Origin of the sequence: Oscillibacter sp. CAG:155 (assembly GCA_000436875.1) — a bacterium.
GTDB lineage: Bacteria > Bacillota > Clostridia > Oscillospirales > Oscillospiraceae > Oscillibacter.
In genome coordinates, this window is record FR890819.1 from 1 (window position 1) to 17,316 (window position 17,316).

Consider the following 17,316-nt stretch of genomic DNA (forward strand, 5'->3'; position numbering starts at 1 on the left):
TTCCACCCGCCGGACCAGTTCCGCCACCTCGGGAATGGTATGGAGTTGTTTGAGAAATTGTTCCATGATCGCAAGTCCTTGTAAAAATTTGGAAGTTTTGAAGTGCACATCACCCCGCCGCTCCAACGGGCGGTGGGGGTGTCCCTGTATGATCTTATGCGCAAAGCGCCTGCGCTTTTCCGCTCGGGTGAAAAACAGCGGCCCTTACGGCGTCTCCGGCCTCCGGAGCTCTTCTAGCAGGTTCGCGGCTCGCCGCCGGATCTCCAGGCCGCCGCCGAACTCCGCGGCGAATTCCAGGTGGGGGCAAGCTTCCTCCGTCCGTCCCAGAGCACGCAGGCAGCAGGCGGCGTGATAGTGGTCCGTCACCTGAAGGCGAAGGGACTCCGGCCGCTCCAGCCAGGAGCACACCTCCTCCAGCAATCGGGCGGGGTGCTCCTTTTCCAGGAACCGGAGCTGCCAGCGGTACCGCTCCAGAATCGTCCCCCAGCCAGAGGCTTTTCGGCCCTCCGGCGCCATGGCCTCCACGGTCCGCTCCGCCTCCGCCAGAAACCGCCGGGCCCGGGGGACGTCCTCCTCCCGCAAGGCCGCTGCCGCCCGGTTCAGCAGCCAGGTTGCCCGGTTTGGTCCGGCGCTCGTCTGTACCCACGGCTCCAGCTCATCCAGCAGCCGGGCGGCCTCCAGGGCACGCCCCATGGAAAACAGCGCGGTGGATTCGCTCAGCCCCAGGGAGATCCCCACGCTTCGGGTGCGGGGTGTCTCCAGAGGAAAGTGCTTTGCCAATTCCCGACTGGTCCGCAGCAGCGGCTCCGGGTCACAGCGCTCCAGGGCCTCCCGGGCCTGGGCTATCTCTTTTTCCAAAGAGGTGAAGTACAGCCAGGCCACAGCGACGGCCAGAGGGATCCAGACGAGGAACACGGTGCCCACCCGCCAGGTCCGGCTGACGGCCGCCAGAAGCAGCGCAGGAACCGCCCAGAGCAGGGAGAACCCCCACCGGTGACGGTTCAGCCAGCGAAGCATCCCCATGGTGCAGCGCCTCCTTGACGGAAAATCAGTTGAAGTCGTTCATGGCCTTCTGGCAGCCGTGCTCAATGATGCACTCCGCCGCTTGGATGGCCCGCTCAAAGCTCTCCAGCAGCACCTTCCGGTCCGCCTGGGAGGGCACGCCGATGACCCAGTCGATCATGTCGCCGCCCTCGCCGGGGGCACCGGTGCCGATCTTGATGCGGGGAAAGTCCTGGGTGCCCAGGTGGGCGATGATGTTTTTGATGCCGTTGTGTCCGCCGGCGGAGCCGGTGGGCCGCACCCGGATCTTGCCCACGGGCAGCGACACGTCATCGTAGATCACCAGCACATGGTCGGCGGGGATCTTGTAGAACTGGACCGCCTCCCGCACCGCCTCGCCGGAGAGGTTCATATAGGTCTGGGGCTTCATCACCAGGCACTTGCACCCGGCGAAGGAGAGGATATTGTAGGCGGATTTGAACTTGACCTTGTTGAGCTTCACCCCTGCCTGCTCCGCCAGCAGGTCCACGGTGAGAAAGCCCATGTTGTGCCGGGTGTTGGCGTATTTCTGGCCGGGATTGCCCAGGCCCACGATCAGCCAGTCCACCGCGGCGGATTTCATTCCAAACATAGGGTGCTCCTTCATTTTTGAAAGTGGTGTCTGTGGGAAAGCGGTTTTCCCGGCGGCGCATCCGGTTTCCCAACGTCCGCAAAGGCGGGAAAGTATCCTTTCCCGCCTTTGATGATGCCTTGTTCTCTTGGGTGCCGGGCTGCCGCTCAGCGGAACAGCTTGGAGATGGAGACCTCCTGATAGATGCGCTCGATGGCCTCGGCAAACATGGGCGCCACGGACAGATACTTGATCTTGTCGCTCTTGCCGGGATCGATAGCCGGGATGGTATCCAGCAGAGCCAGCTCCTTGATGACGCTGTTGTTGATGCGGTCAATGGCGGGGCCGGAGAGCACACCGTGGGACGCGCAGGCGTGGACGCTCTTGGCACCGCCCACTTCCACCAGGGCCTGGGCGGCATTGCACAGAGATCCGCCGGTATCCACCATGTCGTCGAAGAGGATGCAGTCCTTGTCCCGGACGTCGCCGATGACGTTCATGACCTCGCACTGGTTGGCCTTCTGACGGCGCTTGTCCACGATGGCCAGGTTCATGTGCAGCTTCTGGGCAAAGGCACGGGCACGGGCCACGGAGCCCACGTCGGGGGAGACCACCACGATGTCCTCGCACTCGGTGCCGAACTTCTTGGCGTAGTAATCCACAAAGATGGGGTTGCCGGCCAGGTTGTCCACAGGGATGTCGAAGAAGCCCTGGATCTGGGAGGCGTGCAGGTCCATGGTCAGCACGCGGTCAGCACCGGCAGCGGTGAGCATGTTGGCCACCAGCTTGGCGGTGATGGGATCGCGGGCCTTGGCCTTGCGGTCCTGACGGGCATAGCCGTAGTAGGGGATGACGGCGGTGATGCGGCCGGCGGATGCCCGCTTGAGCGCATCGATCATGATGAGCAGCTCCATCAGGTTCTGGTTCACCGGGTTGCAGGTGGACTGAACCACGAACACGTCGCTGCCGCGGACAGTCTCGTACAGGGATACGAACACCTCGCCGTCGGAGAAGGTGCCGACCTCCGCCTCGCCCAGCTTGGTGCCCATCAGCTTGCAGATGTCCTCCGCCAGCTTGGGATTCGAGTTTCCGCAGAATACCTTAATATCTTTACCGTGGGAAATCATTTCCAAACGCCCTCTTTCTTTTCCGTTTTTCTTTCGTGTTTTTGGGAACGGTGGTACGTGTCAATGCTCGTTTTTTTGCTCCTGGCTCTCATGGATCTTGCGCCGCCGCGCAGCCCAGCCCTCCAGGTTCTTTTGTCTGGCCCGAGCCACTGCCAGCGCATCGGCAGGAACCTCATCGGTGATGGTGCTGCCCGCCGCGGTGTAGGCGCCGTCGCCCACTGTCACCGGCGCGATCAGGTTGGTGTTACAGCCCAAAAATGCCCGGTCACCGATGGTGCAGCGGTATTTTTTGAACCCGTCGTAATTGGTGGTGACGGTTCCGCAGCCGAAATTGACCTTCTTGCCCACGTCGCTGTCGCCCACATAGGTGAGGTGAGAGATCTTGGTCCCGTCGCCGATGGTGGAGTTTTTGATCTCCACGAAATCACCCACCTTGATGTCGTCCCCAATGGTGCAGCCCGGCCGGACATAGGCAAAGGGCCCCACATGGGTGCGGCTGCCGATGGTGCTCTCGTTGATCTGAGAGGCATTGACCTCCGTGTCATCTCCCACGGTGCAGTCCCGTACCATGGCGTTGGGGCCGATGGTGCAGCCGCAGCCGATGTGGGTCTCACCCCGCAGGATGGTCCCCGGCAGAATAACGGTCCCCCGGCCGATGGTGACCCGGGGGTCGATATAGACGGCGGTGGGGTCCAGAACGCGCACGCCGTTTTGGATGTGGCGCTTGACGATCCGGTCTCGCAGCAGCAGTTCCAGCTCCGCGATGGTCTCCGGTCCGTAGCCCGGCAGCCAGCCGGAGGCCAGCTCCGCTGCGGAGACGTTGTTGCTCATCCGCTCCTTCCAGCTCTCCTGCAGCTCATAGCCGGGAGCCTGGTAGACAAATCCCACGCCGGCCTCCTCCAGAGGCAGCGCCGCCCGGGGCAGCACCAGCACCTGGTCCGGTGTGTTCAGGAACTCCATCAGATCCTTTTGCTGTTCCGAGACGATCACATCTGCGTCCGCCGGGAAACAACGGCGGACTTCCTCCGCGAAGGTCGGACCACAGACGATAAAAAACCGCTGGACACCATCGGCCTGCAACTTGTCGCCGACCCATGTGAGGATGGGGCAAAACAGCACGGCTTCCAGCATCAGCGGTTTGGAGTGCGCCGGGATGGAGGAGTCTTCTTCCAGAAAACAAACGGCGCGCTGCGGACAGTTCATGTTCGCGTTCCTCCTTTTTAGCGTATAGCGGCACCATTCCCCCTGGAACAGTGCACTCGTTCTTTTATTATAACAAAGGACCGTAAAAAATCCAGTGTTTTCAGGAATTTTCTTTTTGAAATTTCCTGTGTTCCGCTTTCGGCGTCTTTTCCGGCCCCTTGCGGGAAGGCCGGCGGGGCAGAAAAGGTTGTGCCGAAAAATCCGTCATTTTTCGGCAAATTGCAGAAAAACCGCGTTTTTTGTCGTGATTCTATCCGAATTTTTACGTTTCTTCTCATATTGCTGTTGAATTTGCGCAGGCAAAGGATTACAATGAAGTTCGCTCGTATGGAAAAGGGAGGTTTTTCCGTTTTTATGCTTAATATTGTACTGGTAGAGCCGGAAATTCCGCAGAACTGCGGCAACATCGCCCGCACCTGCGCCGCCACCGGCAGCCGCCTGCATCTGGTGCGCCCGCTGGGCTTTGACATCTCGGAAAAAGCCGTGCGGCGGGCAGGACTGGATTACTGGCATTTGGTGGAGGTCTTCGACTACGAAAACCTGGCCGAGCTGTTCCGGCTCCATCCCGAAGCAGCGGAAAACGCCTGGCTCACCACCACCAAGGCCCCCCGCAGCTATCAGGAGGCCGTTTTCACACCGGACAGCTGGCTCTTTTTCGGCAAGGAGACCGCCGGCCTTCCCCAGGACTTCCGGGAGCGGTTCTATGACCGGTGCATCCGACTCCCCATGGTGTCCGAGGCCCGCAGTCTGAATCTCTCCAACACCGTGGCGGTATGCGTATATGAGGCCCTGCGGCAGACGGGTTTTCCCGGATTGCAGGCCACGGGAGAGATGGCAAAGGCGTAAGCCCCGGGTGAATCGGGTCCAGACTGCCCATACTATTTGATATCCCGCGGCGTCCGCGCGCCGCTTTTGATTTCCCCCCATCAAGGAACTTTGAAATTCATTACGAATCGGAGGCTTTCCTATGAACTACAACAAAAAGACCGTCCGGGATGTGGACGTTCAGGGCAAGAAGGTCCTGCTGCGCTGCGACTTCAACGTGCCCCTGGCCAAGGACGGCAGCGGCGTCATCACCGACGACAAGCGCATCCGGGCCGCTCTGCCCACCATCCAGTACCTGCTGGACCAGAACGCCGCCGTCATCGCCTGCTCTCACCTGGGCAAGCCCAAGAACGGCCCCGACCCGGCGCTGAGCCTCAAGCCCGTGGCCAAGCGTCTGAGTGAGCTGCTGGGCAAACCCGTCATCATGGCCGAGGATGTGGTGGGCCCCGATGCCCAGGCCAAGGCCGCCGCCCTCAAACCCGGTGAGATCATGCTGCTGGAAAACACCCGTTTTGAAAAGGGCGAGACCAAGAACGACCCCGAGCTTGCCAAGGCCATGGCCTCCATGGCAGAGATCTATGTCTCCGACGCCTTCGGCGCCGTGCACCGTGCCCATGCCTCCACCGCCGGTGTTGCCGACTATCTGCCCGCCGTCAGCGGCTTTTTGATCCAGAAGGAGCTGGAAGTCATCGGCGGCGCTCTGAAGAGTCCCAAGCGGCCCCTGGTGGCTATTCTGGGCGGCAGCAAGGTCTCCAGCAAGATCGGCGTCATCAACAACCTCCTGGAGATCGCCGACACCATCATCATCGGCGGCGGCATGGCCTACACCTTCTCTGCCGCCCAGGGCGGCAAGGTGGGTGACAGCCTGCTGGAAGCCGACTGGGAGGGCTACGCCAATGAGATGGTGGAAAAGGCCGCGGCCAAGGGCGTCAAGCTCTTGCTGCCGGTGGACACCGTCTGCGCCGACGCCTTCGCCCCCGACGCCAAGAGCCAGGTGGTCAAGGCCGGGGAGATCCCCGACGGCTGGCAGGGCCTGGACATTGGCCCCGAGACCGTGAAGCTCTACTGCGACGCCGTGAAGGACGCCGGCACCGTGATCTGGAACGGCCCCATGGGCGTCTTTGAGTTCCCCGCCTTCGCCAAGGGCACCGAGGCTGTGGCCGAGGCCCTGAGCAAAACCAGCGCCATCACCATCATCGGCGGCGGCGACAGCGCAGCTGCCGTGCAGCAGCTGGGCTACGCCGACAAGATGACCCACATCTCCACCGGCGGCGGTGCCAGCCTGGAGTTCATGGAGGGCAAGGAACTGCCCGGCGTCGCCTGCCTGCTGGACGCTTAAAAACTTTCCCCCGGGCAGTTCCGCGACCAAGCGCAGCGCAGGGAGCCGCGCGTCAGCGCGTATTCCAATGGCCGGGGTTCCCAAGGGGAGCCCGGCCCGGCGTCGCCTGCTTGCTGGACGCCTAAAATCTTTTCCCTCCGGGATATCCTGCCCCGCAGGAACTTTAACTTGACAAACCGGCGGATCTTCTGTATAAGATAGTAGTTTACGTTTAAAAGCAGCGGATGCCGCCAGGAATAACTCCCGCGCCGCAGGCGCGGAAACGATCCACATCACATAAAAGGAGAAATCAAGGAAATGAATCGCAGATATCGCAAGACCGTCATCGCCGGCAACTGGAAGATGAACATGACTGCTACCGAGACCAAGAAGTTCGCCGAGGACATGAAGAAGATCATGCCCCGCGCCAAGTGGTGCGAGACGCTGATCTGCGTCCCCGCCTGCAACATCCAGACCGCCGCCAAGGTCTTCAAGGACCTGCGCATCTCCGTGGGCGCCGAGAACGTCTACTTTGAGGAGAAGGGCGCCTATACCGGTGAAGTCTCCGCCGAGATGCTCAAGGACCTGGGCGTCAAGTATGTCATCGTGGGCCACAGCGAGCGGCGGCAGTATTTCTGCGAGACCGACACCACCGTCAACAAGAAGGTCCACGCCGTGCTGAACGCCGGCATGAATCCCATCATCTGCGTGGGTGAGAGCCTGGAGCAGCGGGAGACCGGCGTCACCAACGAGTGGATCGCCCTGCAGGTCAAGAGCGCCCTGTACGGCGTGCCCGCCGACAAGCTGCGCCGCTGCATCATCGCCTACGAGCCCATCTGGGCCATCGGCACCGGCAAGACCGCCACTGCCGAGCAGGCCGGTGAGGTCTGCGGCAACATCCGCGCCACCATCCGCGCTCTGTACGGCGCCCGGGTGGCCCGCTCCGTCACCATCCAGTACGGCGGCTCCATGAACCCCAAGAACGCCGCGGAGCTGCTGGCCCAGCCCGACATTGACGGCGGCCTCATCGGCGGTGCCGCCCTGAAGCCCGAGCAGTTCGTGGACATCATCAACGCCGCCAACCAGGAGTGAGCCTGCTGTGCTTCATCCGGGTACGGCGCCGCCGCCCCGGCGAGTCTGACAGCTGATTATGGAAATGAGGAATCCTGTTCATTATGAATAAAACACCGACTACTCTCATCATCATGGACGGCTTCGGCCTCTCCGACGCCGCCGACGGCAATGCCGTCAAGGCCGCCGCCACCCCCCGGCTGGATGAGTTTTTGCAGGAATTTGCCCACACGACCCTCCAGGCCTCCGGCCTGGACGTGGGCCTTCCCGCAGGACAGATGGGCAACAGCGAGGTAGGGCACACCAACATCGGCGCCGGCCGGGTGGTGTTTCAGGACCTGCCCCGGATCACCAAGTCCATCACCGACGGCACCTTCTTCCACAATGAGGCGTATGTGCACGCCATGGACGCCTGCCTGGAAAAAGGAACCTCCCTGCACCTGATGGGCCTTTTGTCCGACGGCGGTGTCCACTCCCACCTGGATCACCTCTTCGCCCTTTTGCAGATGGCAAAGGACAAGGGCCTCACCAAGGTCTATATCCACGCCTTCCTGGACGGCCGGGACGTCTCTCCCACCTCCGGCGCGGATTTCGTAACCCAGACCGTGGAAAAGTGCCGGGAAGTGGGCGTGGGCAAGATCGCAACGGTGATGGGCCGCTACTACGCCATGGATCGGGACAAGCGCTGGGATCGGGTGGAGATGGCCTATGACGCCATGGTCTACGGTGAAGGCTCCACCTTCAACCCCGTGCCCGTGGCCGCCGTGAAGGACTCCTACGCCGCCGGCGTCACCGACGAGTTTGTGGAGCCCGTGGTCTGCGACCGGGACGGTACCATCTCCGACAACGACAGCGTCATCTTCTTCAACTTCCGGCCCGACCGGGCCCGGGAGATCACCCGGGCGCTGGTGGACCCGGCGTTTGACGGCTTCACCCGCCAGATCTTCCCCCTGACCTTCGTGTGCAACACGGAGTACGACGCCTCCATGCCCAACGTGGAAGTGGCCTTCCCCCGGACCTCCGTGCGCAACGGTCTGGGCGAGTACCTCAGCCAGATGGGCATGACCCAGCTGCGGATCGCCGAGACGGAGAAATACGCCCATGTCACGTTCTTCTTCAACGGCGGCTCCGAGACGGTGTTCCCCGGGGAGGACCGGGTGCTGGTGCCCTCTCCCAAGGTGGCCACTTATGACCTCCAGCCGGAGATGAGCGCCCATGAGGTCTGTGACAAGTGCGTGGAGCGGATCGAGTCTGGTGCCTACGACGTGGTGATTTTGAACTTTGCCAACTGCGACATGGTGGGCCACACCGGCGTGTTTGACGCCGCCGTGAAGGCCGTGGAGACCGTGGACACCTGCGTCGGCAAGGTGGTGGACGCCACGCTGAAGATGGGCGGCATCGCCATGATCACCGCTGACCACGGCAACGCCGAGCAGATGACCGAGCCCGACGGCTCTCCCATGACCGCCCACACCACCAATCCGGTGCCCTTCATCCTCTGCGGCGCCGGAACGGAGCTGCGCCAGGGCGGGCGCCTTGCAGACATCGCCCCCACCATGCTGGATGTGATGGGCCTGGCCTGCCCCGACGAGATGGACGGAACCTCTCTCATTATTAAGTAAATCCCATTTCTTCGCCGCCCGGAGTTTCCGGGCGGCGTTTTTTTGCGGGCATATTCGGTGCCACGGGCGCATAAGGTTGTCCCAGAGGTGAAGCACATGAAACGAATGACAACACGCCTGCGGAGCCTGGGCCGCCGGCTGGGTGCCGCGGGTCTCGCGGCCGGGACCTTGTGGGCGGTCACCGTCACCGCCGGCAGCGAAACCGCCGCCGGCGCCTGGAAGGCATTGCGGGAATCGTCCCCCATGGGGGCACTGCGGTGGGAGCTGGGGGAGCTGTGGGTGCGGGACACCCTGTCCCCGGCGGCAGTACTGACGCTGGGGGAGTCCCCGCTGCTGCTCTCCGCCCGGACGGCGGTGGCAGAGCTGTGGTCCACGGAGCGGGCCGAATCCGCCGGCGACGGGGAAGAGGAGGAGCTTGTGACCACGCCGGTGGAGGAGACGCCCCTGGATGCGGCAGACGCTGCGGACAACGGCATCCCCGCCCGGACGCTGGTTCCCACAGACCCCAGCGGCTACACCGTCTGCGGACGGGCCTACATCTCCAACACCACCGACCACACCCTGGACGTCACCGCCCTGACGGACACCTTTGACGCGGAGCTGGCAGACGACGGCCCCCAGATCCTGATCCTCCACACCCACGGCAGCGAGGCCTACACGCCGGTGGCCGGGACGGAGGTGGTCTGGTCCGGCAACCACCGCACCACCGACTCCCGCTACAACGTAGTGCAGGTGGGAGATGAGATGGCAGACGTGTTCAGCGAGGCGGGCATCTCTGTGCTCCACGACCGGACGTTGTACGACTATCCCTCCTATAACGAGGCCTACGACCGCTCTCTGGCGGCCATTGAGAGCTACCTGGCCCAATATCCCTCTCTGCGCTTCATCCTGGACGTCCACCGGGACGCCATTGAAGACAGCCAAGGTAACGAGTACAAGGTCGTCTCCTCCATCGACGGCGTGGGCACCGCCGCCCAGCTGACGCTGGTGGTGGGCAGCGACGGCAGCGGGCTGCCCCATCCCAACTGGATGGAAAACCTGAAGCTGGCAGTAGCCCTCCAGGAGGACCTGCTCACGTCCTATCCCACACTGATGCGGCCCATTCTGCTGCGCAATTCCCGCTACAACCAGCACGCCACCACCGGCTCGCTGCTGGTGGAGGTGGGCGCTGCCGGAAACTCCCCGGAGGAGGCGGCGCTGGCGGGGCGGCTCTTCGCCCAGCGGATGGTGGAGGTGCTGGAATCCCGCAGCAAATAACAAACGCCGGGCGGTTTTCGCCCGGCGCTTTTTTCAGGACAGCAGGGCGTTGATCTCCTCGATTTCCAGATCCTGGAGCGCCCAGTTGATGCCGTAGCCCACCACCTTGCTCAGATCCCGGATCTGCTGGTCGATGTCCTGGGGGGTGACCATCAGATTCTTCCGGTTGCGGCGCAGCTTGTCTCCGTCCACATGCTCCACGCCGGCCTCCTCCAGCAGATCCACCGCCAGCGTGGCGGCATCCACCACCGTGGGGATGCCGATGGAAAAGACCGGCACCCCCAGTGTCTCCTGATTCAGCGCCGAACGGTGGTTTCCCACGCCGGAGCCGGGGATGATGCCGGTGTCGCTCAGCTGCACCGTGGCGCAAACCCGCCCCACTCGCCGGGAGGCCAGGGCATCCACCGCGATGACCATGGCCGGCTGCACCTGCTCCACCAGTCCCCGCACCGCCTCGGCGGACTCCACCCCCGTGGTGCCCAGCACGCCGGTGCGCTGCACCGCCACCGGGCGGAACCCGGCAAAGTGCTTCGGCATGGCAGCGATCAGGTGTCGGGTGATGAGGACGCTGTCCGCCGCCAGCGGCCCCACCGCGTCCGGTGTCATGGACCGGTTGCCAAGTCCCACCACCAGCGCCGCCCCCTCCGGCGGCAGCAGCGACTTGAGCTGGCTTCCCACCGCCCGGACCGCCCGCTCAAAAAAATCGGCCTTGCGCTGCCAGAAGGTGGTCAGGTCAATGGTCAGGTAGCTGCCCCGGGGTTTGCCCAGGGCCTCCTCGCCCCGCTCATCCAGAATGTCCACCCGGGTCACCGGATAGCCCTCCTGCTTGCTCTTGATGGCCTTGACCCCCGCCAGACGCGTAGTCCGCTCCGCAGACTCCTGCCACAATTCCCGGGCCTCCAGCGCCAGATCCGTGCGTTTTATAAACAAAAAGCACCCCTCCCAGACACAAAATCTTGTGGTTGTGGCCCTAGGTTTTGCATCCCGCGGCACAATATACAAAAAGTGAACGGAAATTGCAAAAAAAAGCTTGCTTTTTAGGAAGTTTCCTGCTAAAATATCATTCTGCACGGTGGGTTTTTGTTCCACCGCTGGATTTTGCCTAAGGAGGTGTTTGGTTTGCCGAATATTAAGTCTGCCAAGAAGCGCGTTCTGATCGCTGAAGTGAGAAACGCTCGCAACAAGGCCACGAAGTCCGAGCTGAAGACCGCCATCAAGAAGTTCGAGGCTGCTGCCGCAGAAGGCAATCGCACCGAGGCCGATGGCGCTTACAAGGTTGCAGTGAAGAAAGTCGATCAGGCAGTTGCCAAGGGCGTTCTGCACAAGAACACGGCTGCTCATCGCAAGAGCGCCATGACCCTGAAGCTCAACAAGATCGGCTGATCGAGCGAACAGAAAGGACATCCGTCAGGATGTCCTTTTTTTCATGCCTCTCCGGGTGACCCCGGGGATTTTTTACATTCTGACCCTTTCTTTTTGCCGCGGCCGTGGTAGAATAGCGGTACATGAAACAATGTGAGGTGCCTGTATGCCCATTTTTGATACCCATGCCCACTATGACGCCGACCAATTCGCATCGGACCGGGAGGCGGTGCTCGCCGCCCTGCCCGGCGCCGGCGTTGGTCTGGTGGTGGACCCCGGCTGCGACGTGGCCTCCTCCCGGGAGGCGGTGACGCTTGCGGAGCGGTTCGACCACGTTTACGCCGCCGTGGGCATCCACCCGGAGGACTGCGCCGGCTGCACTGATGCCGACTTCGGCGTGATCCGGGAACTGTGCCGCCGGGAGAAGGTGGTGGCCGTGGGGGAGATCGGACTGGACTACTACTGGAAGGAGAATCCGCCCCGGGATTTTCAGGAGCAGGTGTTCCGCCGCCAGATTGAACTGGCGCTGGAGCTGGATCTGCCCGTCATCATCCATGACCGGGAGGCCCACGGAGACAGCCTGCGGATCGTGCTGGACTACCCGGAGCTGCGGGGGGTGTTCCACTGCTTCTCAGGAAGTCCCGAAATGGCCCAGGAGCTTTTGAAGCAGGGCTGGTATCTGGGGTTTGACGGCCCTATCACCTATAAAAATGCCAAGCGGGCACCGGAGGTGGCCGCCGTTACCCCGCTGAACCGGATCGTCATTGAGACCGACGCCCCCTACATGGCGCCGGTGCCCTTCCGGGGCAAGCGGAACGACAGCCGGTATCTGTCCTATGTGGTAGAAAAGCTGGCAGAGTGGAAGGGCGTCACGCCGGAGGAACTGACGGAGATCACCTGGCAAAACGGAAAACGACTGTTTGGATTGGAGTAATCAACATGGAAAAAGGATTTACGATCACCTATGAGTATGGGGACAACCTGTATGTGAACCCCACCAACCGCTGCAATTTCAACTGCGAGTTCTGCCTGCGGCACAACGGCCACGGCGGCAGCATCTACACCCACAACCTCTGGCTCATGCGGGAGCCCACCCGGGAGGAGATCCTCTCCTCCATCGAGAGCCACGACCTCTCCAAGTACAAGCAGCTGGTGTTCGTGGGCTTCGGCGAGCCCAGCTACCGCTTCGACGATATCTGCTGGGTCATCGACCAGATGAAGGCCAAGGGGGAGAAGATCTTCACCCGTATGGACACCAACGGCACCGGCTCTCTCATCAACGGCCGGGACATCGCCCCGGACTTTGCCGGCCGGTTCGACATGGTCTCCGTGTCCCTCAACACCGACACAGCGGAAAAGTACAATGCGCTGTGCCACCCCCAGCAGGAAAACGCCTATGAAGCCATGAAGGACTTTACGAAAGAGGTCCGCAAGTACGTCCCCACTGTCATGATGACCGTGGTGGATACCATCCCGCCGGAGGAGATCGAGGCTTGCCGGAAGATCTGCGAAGATGAGATCGGCGCCACCTACCGGGTGCGGGAATACATCAAGGATTAAACGGAGCGTATCTATCATGTTTCGATTATTGGGTTCTTTAATCATGGGCGCCCTGGTGGGCTGGATCGCCGGCCACCTGATGGGCACCAAGGGCGGCTTGCTGCGCAACATCGTGGTAGGGGTCATCGGCTCCTTTGTGGGCAGCTTTGTGTGCGCCTTCCTGGGCTTTTACGCCTACGGCTTCATCGCCACGCTGGTGGTGAATGTGGTGGGGGCGTGCCTCTTCATCTGGCTGGGACGCCGCCTCTTCGGCTGATTGTCCCGCCTGTCATCACACAAAAAACCGGGCGTACCCAGGTTGGGTACACCCGGTTTTCCCTGCTTTGGGGCAAGGCTCAGAGCATGTGCAGAAGCTCGATCTGCTCCCCGGAGGGACCGGTGAAAAAGCGGTTTTCCAGCCCGCCGAAGGTCTTGGGCAGCACCGTTTTTTCCGGCTTGAGGAAGGTATCCACCCCGGCGGCCTGAATGGCAGCGGCCGCAGCATCCACGTCGTCCACATACACCGCAAAGTGGGGGATATTGCCCTCGCCCATGGGCACGGGCACCGGGGACTGGATCAGTTCCAGCAAAAAGCCGCCGAAGGACACCAGCGCCAGCTGCTTTTCCCCATCCGGTGTAGAAACTGCGTCCCGGCGGAAGAGGCTTCCGCCGATCTTCTCGTAAAAGGCGATGCTCCCGTCCATGTCCCGGGTGTGGACGGCAATGTGGCCCAGGCCCTGATAGTGCTCCTGCATGATCGTTTCCTCCTTAATATGTGGTTTGTTTCAATGTATCATATTTCCCGGAAAAAGAAAATCCCCGGAATTTAGGCTTGTTTTTTGGAAAATTTGAAATTTTTCCTTGACATTTGTCCTGATTCCTATATAATAATAAGGCTTGCAGTATGCAGGCATATCCTTGCTCTCATCTCAAGAATGAGGGCCATTTGTCCAGAAGGAGGTGCAACAATGGCAAAGGTTTCTGCCAATTATGAGGTCGTTTATATCATCGACCCTGCACAGGGTGAGGAGAACACCGCCGCGCTGGTGGCGAAGTTCAAGACCCTGGCCGAGCAGAACGGTTCCGCTGTGGAAGTGGAAGAGTGGGGCAGCCGCAAGCTGGCTTATCCCATCAATTTCAAGAACGAAGGCTACTACGTCCTGATGAGCTTCACCAGCGATCCTTCTTTCCCGAAGGAGCTGGACCGTGTTCTTCGCATCACGGATGGCATCATGCGTTCCCTGATCGTCTGCAAGGGCGAATAAGGAGGCATTTCGATGCTCAACAAGGTCATCATCATGGGCCGTCTGGTCAAGGACCCGGAGCTGCGGCGCACCCAATCCGGCACTGCCGTCACGTCTTTCCGCATTGCGGTCGACCGTGACTTCAAGAGCCAGGATGGGAGCAAGCAGGCGGACTTCTTCGATGTCGTCGCCTGGCGCGCCACTGCCGAGTTCGTCAGCAAGTACTTCACCAAGGGCCGTATGGCTGTGGTGGAGGGCCGGCTGCAGACCCGGGACTGGACGGACCGGGAGGGCGGAAAACGTGTCGCCACGGAGATCGTCGCCGATAACATCTATTTCGGCGATTCCAAGCGCGACAGCGCCGGCGATTTCGGCGGCGCACCCGCTTCCTACAGTGCCCCCGCGGGCGGCGGCTATTCCAGTCCCGCACCCTCCGGCGGCCACTCTGACTTCGCCGAGATCGGCGAGGAAGACGGCGAACTGCCGTTCTGATTTTGATAAAGGAGGAACCAATCATGGCTTTCGATCGTGAATCCAGACCCGCTCGTCCCATGCGCGGCAAACGCCGTAAGGTCTGCCAGTTCTGCGCGGACAAGTGCGAGTTCATCGATTATAAGGATGCTGCCAAGCTGCGTCGGTTTGTTTCCGAGCGCTCCAAGATCCTGCCCCGCCGGACCACCGGCACCTGCGCCATGCATCAGCGTCAGCTGACTGAGGCCATCAAGCGGGCCCGTCAGATCGCTCTGCTGCCCTACGTCACCGACTAAGGCGCGCGGTTTTTCAAGCGGCAAAACGCCCCGTCCGAATGGACGGGGCGTTTTTTTCATGCCTTTCGGGAAAGACGCCTCACACATCCAGTTCCAGCACCACCGGGCAGTGGTCGCTGCCCAGCACCTCGCTCCAGATGTCGGCGTTTTTGATCTTGTCCCGGAGCCGCTCCGAGACGATAAAATAGTCGATCCGCCACCCGGCATTGTTCTTCCGGGCGTTGAAGCGGTAGCTCCACCAGGAATAGGCCCCGGTCTTGTCGGGATAGAGGTAGCGGAAGGTATCCACAAAGCCGGAATCCAGCAGCTTTGTCATCTTCTCCCGTTCCTCGTCGGTAAAGCCGGGATTGCGGCGGTTGGGACCAGGGTTTTTGATGTCTTTTTCTGTGTGGGCCACGTTCAGGTCCCCGCAGTACACCACCGGCTTTTTCGCATCCAGCTCCAGGAGGTACTCCCGGATGTCGTCCTCCCAGGCCATGCGGTAATCCAGCCGGGCCAGCTGGTCCTTGGAGTTGGGGGTGTAGCAGCAGACCAGATAGAATTCCGGGTACTCCGCCGTGATGACCCGGCCCTCGTGGCGGTGCTCGTCGATGCCGAAGTCATAGGTGACGGCCAGGGGCGTCTTGCGGGTGAAGACGGCAGTGCCGGAGTATCCGGCCTTGTCGGCGCTGTTCCAGTAGCGCTCGTAGCCCGGCAGATCGAAAGACGCCTGCTCCGGCCGCATCTTCGTCTCCTGCAGGCAGATGATATCCGCGTCGGCGAAGGCGCAGAAATCCAGAAAGCCCTTTCCCAGGCAGGCCCGCAGGCCATTGACGTTCCAGGACACCAGTTTCATGATTGTTCTCCTTTGGCAAAAGCATTTTTTTCATTGTATCCGATCTTTTGCTGAAAAACAAGATTGCCCCCGGCAGCCAAACGCGGTACAGTAGAGAAAAGGCATCTCACGCGCCGGCGGGAGCCGACGCAAGAGGGAGGAGGAACAGCCATGGACACAACCAACGGCGGACTGCGGAATATGACGGAGGGCAGCCCTGCCCGGCACATCATACTCTTTGCCCTGCCGCTGTTGGCGGGGAGCTTTCTCCAGCAGCTCTACAACATGGTGGACAGCTGGGTGGTGGGCCAGTACGTGGGCGACGCGGCCCTGGCGGCCGTGGGCATCGGCTTTCCGGTGATTTTCATGTTCACGTCGCTGTTCATGGGCCTTGCCAACGGCGGCACAGTGGTCATCGCCCAGTTTTACGGCGCCGGGGAGCTGGACCGGGTCCGGGACGCGGTGGACACCATCTACACCGCTTTTACGGTCAGCGCCGTCCCGGTGACGCTGCTGGCAGTGGGACTGGTGAAGCCCATTCTCTTTTTGCTGCGGGTGGACGCCACCGCCTACGATGACGCCTGGCTCTATCTCACGGTGGTGTGCGCAGGGCTGGTGGGCACCATCGGCTACAACCTCAACGCCGGTATCCTGGGGGGACTGGGCAACAGCAGCACCACACTGCGCTTCTTGGCGGTAGCGGCGCTTTTGAACATCGCGCTGGATTTGATTCTGGTGCTGGCGTGCGGCTGGGGTGTGTTCGGCGTGGCCATCGGCACGGTGGTCTCCCAGGCTTTTTCCTGGCTCTACGGCCTCTGGTACATCAACCGCCGCTATCCCCAGATCGCCATCCGACCCTTCTGCCGCCGCTTTGACCGCAGTCTCTTCGGCCAGATCATGGGCATCGGACTGCCGGCAGGCATCCAGATGTCCCTGGTGGCCCTGGGGGCCATGGTGGTGATGAGTAAGATCAACACCTTCGGCAAGGAGTTTACCGCCGGGTACAATGTGGGCTACCGTCTGGACCAGCTGGCTTTCCTGCCGGTCCAGAGCCTTTCCAACGCCGTCACCGCCTTCGTGGGGCAGAACATCGGCGCCCGGCAGCTGGACCGTGCCCGGCAGGGCATCCGGGTGACGGTGGCCTCCTCCGTGGTGTGGTCGCTGCTGATGGCGGCGGTCCTGATCCCCTTCGGGGCGGACCTGGTGGGGCTGTTCTCCGACACGCCGGCGGTGATCGACGCCGGCGCGGTGTATCTGCGGTGCATCATGCCCTTTTACGCCATCTTCGCTGTGATGTTCTCCCTGAACAACGCCATGCGGGGAGCGGGGGAGAGCATGTTCCCCATGCTGGACGCCATTTTTTCCCTGATTCTGCTGCGGGTCCCCGCAGTGTACTGGCTGGCCAACCACTTCGGCTCTTCCTATATGTACTATGGCATCGGCATCGGCTGGATGCTGGGGTTCACGCTGTCCGCCCTCTACTATCTCTCCGGGCGGTGGAAGCGCCACGGGTCCCTGGCGGACCGGGACCGGCGGGGCCGGGCAGGACCGGACG

The 17,316-nt window shown here is 61.8% G+C and carries 20 protein-coding genes; 13 read left to right on the forward strand and 7 right to left on the reverse strand.

The window, feature by feature from the left end; translation table 11 throughout:
- Nucleotides 1–204: 204 nt before the first annotated feature.
- The 4 genes from QZL67_RS00065 to QZL67_RS00080 form a co-directional block, all read right to left on the reverse strand.
- The gene (locus QZL67_RS00065; RefSeq protein ID WP_022288749.1) at nt 205–1,023 is read right to left on the reverse strand and encodes a hypothetical protein; all 819 of its coding nucleotides are present in this window, start codon (nt 1,021–1,023) and stop codon (nt 205–207) included.
- 25 nt (nt 1,024–1,048) lie between these two features.
- Nucleotides 1,049–1,633 carry an aminoacyl-tRNA hydrolase gene (pth, locus tag QZL67_RS00070; RefSeq protein ID WP_022288750.1) on the reverse strand — a complete coding sequence of 195 codons (585 nt, stop codon included), beginning with the start codon at nt 1,631–1,633 and terminating at the stop codon, nt 1,049–1,051.
- 146 nt (nt 1,634–1,779) lie between these two features.
- Entirely contained in the window at nt 1,780–2,739 is a 960-nt protein-coding gene (locus QZL67_RS00075; protein ID WP_022288751.1) for a ribose-phosphate pyrophosphokinase, read from the reverse strand.
- Nucleotides 2,740–2,799: 60 nt separating this feature from the next.
- The gene (locus tag QZL67_RS00080) at nt 2,800–3,942 is read right to left on the reverse strand and encodes a DapH/DapD/GlmU-related protein (protein ID WP_022288752.1); all 1,143 of its coding nucleotides are present in this window, start codon (nt 3,940–3,942) and stop codon (nt 2,800–2,802) included.
- Nucleotides 3,943–4,296: 354 nt separating this feature from the next.
- Here QZL67_RS00080 and QZL67_RS00085 point away from each other — a divergent pair, with 354 nt between their 5' ends.
- From QZL67_RS00085 to spoIIP, 5 genes are all read left to right on the forward strand, one after another.
- Nucleotides 4,297–4,788 (forward strand): tRNA (cytidine(34)-2'-O)-methyltransferase, encoded by a 492-nt coding sequence (locus tag QZL67_RS00085; RefSeq protein WP_292919556.1) that lies wholly within the window; start codon nt 4,297–4,299, stop codon nt 4,786–4,788.
- A 121-nt stretch (nt 4,789–4,909) separates the two neighbouring features.
- Nucleotides 4,910–6,106, forward strand: coding sequence for a phosphoglycerate kinase (pgk, locus tag QZL67_RS00090; RefSeq protein WP_022288754.1), 1,197 nt, complete (start codon nt 4,910–4,912; stop codon nt 6,104–6,106).
- A gap of 297 nt (nt 6,107–6,403) precedes the next feature.
- Nucleotides 6,404–7,177: a triose-phosphate isomerase gene (gene tpiA, locus QZL67_RS00095; protein ID WP_022288755.1), complete on the forward strand. Its 774-nt coding sequence runs from the start codon at nt 6,404–6,406 to the stop codon at nt 7,175–7,177.
- A gap of 83 nt (nt 7,178–7,260) precedes the next feature.
- Entirely contained in the window at nt 7,261–8,778 is a 1,518-nt protein-coding gene (gpmI, locus tag QZL67_RS00100) for a 2,3-bisphosphoglycerate-independent phosphoglycerate mutase (protein ID WP_022288756.1), read from the forward strand.
- Nucleotides 8,779–8,874: 96 nt separating this feature from the next.
- Nucleotides 8,875–10,035: a stage II sporulation protein P gene (gene spoIIP, locus QZL67_RS00105; RefSeq protein WP_022288757.1), complete on the forward strand. Its 1,161-nt coding sequence runs from the start codon at nt 8,875–8,877 to the stop codon at nt 10,033–10,035.
- Between the two features lie 33 nt (nt 10,036–10,068).
- Here the strand turns inward: spoIIP and gpr are convergent, their stop codons facing one another.
- Entirely contained in the window at nt 10,069–10,965 is an 897-nt protein-coding gene (gpr, locus tag QZL67_RS00110) for a GPR endopeptidase (RefSeq protein ID WP_022288758.1), read from the reverse strand.
- Between the two features lie 189 nt (nt 10,966–11,154).
- On the opposite strand from gpr, the gene rpsT reads away from it, so the two are divergent.
- From rpsT to QZL67_RS00130, 4 genes are all read left to right on the forward strand, one after another.
- Nucleotides 11,155–11,418, forward strand: coding sequence for a 30S ribosomal protein S20 (rpsT, locus tag QZL67_RS00115; RefSeq protein WP_022288759.1), 264 nt, complete (start codon nt 11,155–11,157; stop codon nt 11,416–11,418).
- A 145-nt stretch (nt 11,419–11,563) separates the two neighbouring features.
- Nucleotides 11,564–12,331, forward strand: coding sequence for a TatD family hydrolase (locus QZL67_RS00120; protein ID WP_022288760.1), 768 nt, complete (start codon nt 11,564–11,566; stop codon nt 12,329–12,331).
- 5 nt (nt 12,332–12,336) lie between these two features.
- Entirely contained in the window at nt 12,337–12,957 is a 621-nt protein-coding gene (locus QZL67_RS00125) for a TatD family nuclease-associated radical SAM protein (protein WP_022288761.1), read from the forward strand.
- Nucleotides 12,958–12,973: 16 nt separating this feature from the next.
- A complete protein-coding gene (locus QZL67_RS00130; protein WP_022288762.1) occupies nt 12,974–13,213 on the forward strand; it encodes a GlsB/YeaQ/YmgE family stress response membrane protein in 240 nt (79 codons plus the stop codon).
- A gap of 79 nt (nt 13,214–13,292) precedes the next feature.
- Here the strand turns inward: QZL67_RS00130 and QZL67_RS00135 are convergent, their stop codons facing one another.
- Entirely contained in the window at nt 13,293–13,691 is a 399-nt protein-coding gene (locus tag QZL67_RS00135; RefSeq protein WP_022288763.1) for a VOC family protein, read from the reverse strand.
- 213 nt (nt 13,692–13,904) lie between these two features.
- Between QZL67_RS00135 and rpsF the strand changes: the two genes are divergently transcribed.
- From rpsF to rpsR, 3 genes are read left to right on the forward strand one after another with little or no spacing between them, the layout of a single operon-like run.
- Nucleotides 13,905–14,201 carry a 30S ribosomal protein S6 gene (gene rpsF / locus QZL67_RS00140; RefSeq protein WP_022288764.1) on the forward strand — a complete coding sequence of 99 codons (297 nt, stop codon included), beginning with the start codon at nt 13,905–13,907 and terminating at the stop codon, nt 14,199–14,201.
- A 12-nt stretch (nt 14,202–14,213) separates the two neighbouring features.
- On the forward strand, nt 14,214–14,672 hold the full coding sequence (locus tag QZL67_RS00145; protein WP_022288765.1) for a single-stranded DNA-binding protein: 459 nt from the start codon (nt 14,214–14,216) through the stop codon (nt 14,670–14,672).
- Between the two features lie 23 nt (nt 14,673–14,695).
- The gene (rpsR, locus tag QZL67_RS00150; protein ID WP_022288766.1) at nt 14,696–14,947 is read left to right on the forward strand and encodes a 30S ribosomal protein S18; all 252 of its coding nucleotides are present in this window, start codon (nt 14,696–14,698) and stop codon (nt 14,945–14,947) included.
- 79 nt (nt 14,948–15,026) lie between these two features.
- On the opposite strand, the gene QZL67_RS00155 is transcribed toward rpsR, so the two are convergent.
- Entirely contained in the window at nt 15,027–15,782 is a 756-nt protein-coding gene (locus QZL67_RS00155) for an exodeoxyribonuclease III (RefSeq protein ID WP_022288767.1), read from the reverse strand.
- A 150-nt stretch (nt 15,783–15,932) separates the two neighbouring features.
- Here QZL67_RS00155 and QZL67_RS00160 point away from each other — a divergent pair.
- On the forward strand, nt 15,933–17,316 hold a 1,384-nt coding region (locus QZL67_RS00160), incomplete at its 3' end, for an MATE family efflux transporter (protein WP_292919558.1).

Coding starts and splice junctions, on each gene's coding strand:
- QZL67_RS00075 (WP_022288751.1), bottom strand. CDS start 2,739: ATGATTTCCCACGGTAAAGATATTAAGGTATTCTGCGGAAACTCGAAT.
- QZL67_RS00065 (WP_022288749.1), bottom strand. CDS start 1,023: ATGGGGATGCTTCGCTGGCTGAACCGTCACCGGTGGGGGTTCTCCCTG.
- pth (WP_022288750.1), bottom strand. CDS start 1,633: ATGTTTGGAATGAAATCCGCCGCGGTGGACTGGCTGATCGTGGGCCTG.
- pgk (WP_022288754.1), top strand. CDS start 4,910: ATGAACTACAACAAAAAGACCGTCCGGGATGTGGACGTTCAGGGCAAG.
- QZL67_RS00130 (WP_022288762.1), top strand. CDS start 12,974: ATGTTTCGATTATTGGGTTCTTTAATCATGGGCGCCCTGGTGGGCTGG.
- QZL67_RS00120 (WP_022288760.1), top strand. CDS start 11,564: ATGCCCATTTTTGATACCCATGCCCACTATGACGCCGACCAATTCGCA.
- tpiA (WP_022288755.1), top strand. CDS start 6,404: ATGAATCGCAGATATCGCAAGACCGTCATCGCCGGCAACTGGAAGATG.
- QZL67_RS00135 (WP_022288763.1), bottom strand. CDS start 13,691: ATGCAGGAGCACTATCAGGGCCTGGGCCACATTGCCGTCCACACCCGG.
- QZL67_RS00125 (WP_022288761.1), top strand. CDS start 12,337: ATGGAAAAAGGATTTACGATCACCTATGAGTATGGGGACAACCTGTAT.
- rpsR (WP_022288766.1), top strand. CDS start 14,696: ATGGCTTTCGATCGTGAATCCAGACCCGCTCGTCCCATGCGCGGCAAA.
- QZL67_RS00145 (WP_022288765.1), top strand. CDS start 14,214: ATGCTCAACAAGGTCATCATCATGGGCCGTCTGGTCAAGGACCCGGAG.
- QZL67_RS00080 (WP_022288752.1), bottom strand. CDS start 3,942: ATGAACTGTCCGCAGCGCGCCGTTTGTTTTCTGGAAGAAGACTCCTCC.
- gpmI (WP_022288756.1), top strand. CDS start 7,261: ATGAATAAAACACCGACTACTCTCATCATCATGGACGGCTTCGGCCTC.
- QZL67_RS00085 (WP_292919556.1), top strand. CDS start 4,297: ATGCTTAATATTGTACTGGTAGAGCCGGAAATTCCGCAGAACTGCGGC.
- rpsF (WP_022288764.1), top strand. CDS start 13,905: ATGGCAAAGGTTTCTGCCAATTATGAGGTCGTTTATATCATCGACCCT.
- QZL67_RS00155 (WP_022288767.1), bottom strand. CDS start 15,782: ATGAAACTGGTGTCCTGGAACGTCAATGGCCTGCGGGCCTGCCTGGGA.
- spoIIP (WP_022288757.1), top strand. CDS start 8,875: ATGAAACGAATGACAACACGCCTGCGGAGCCTGGGCCGCCGGCTGGGT.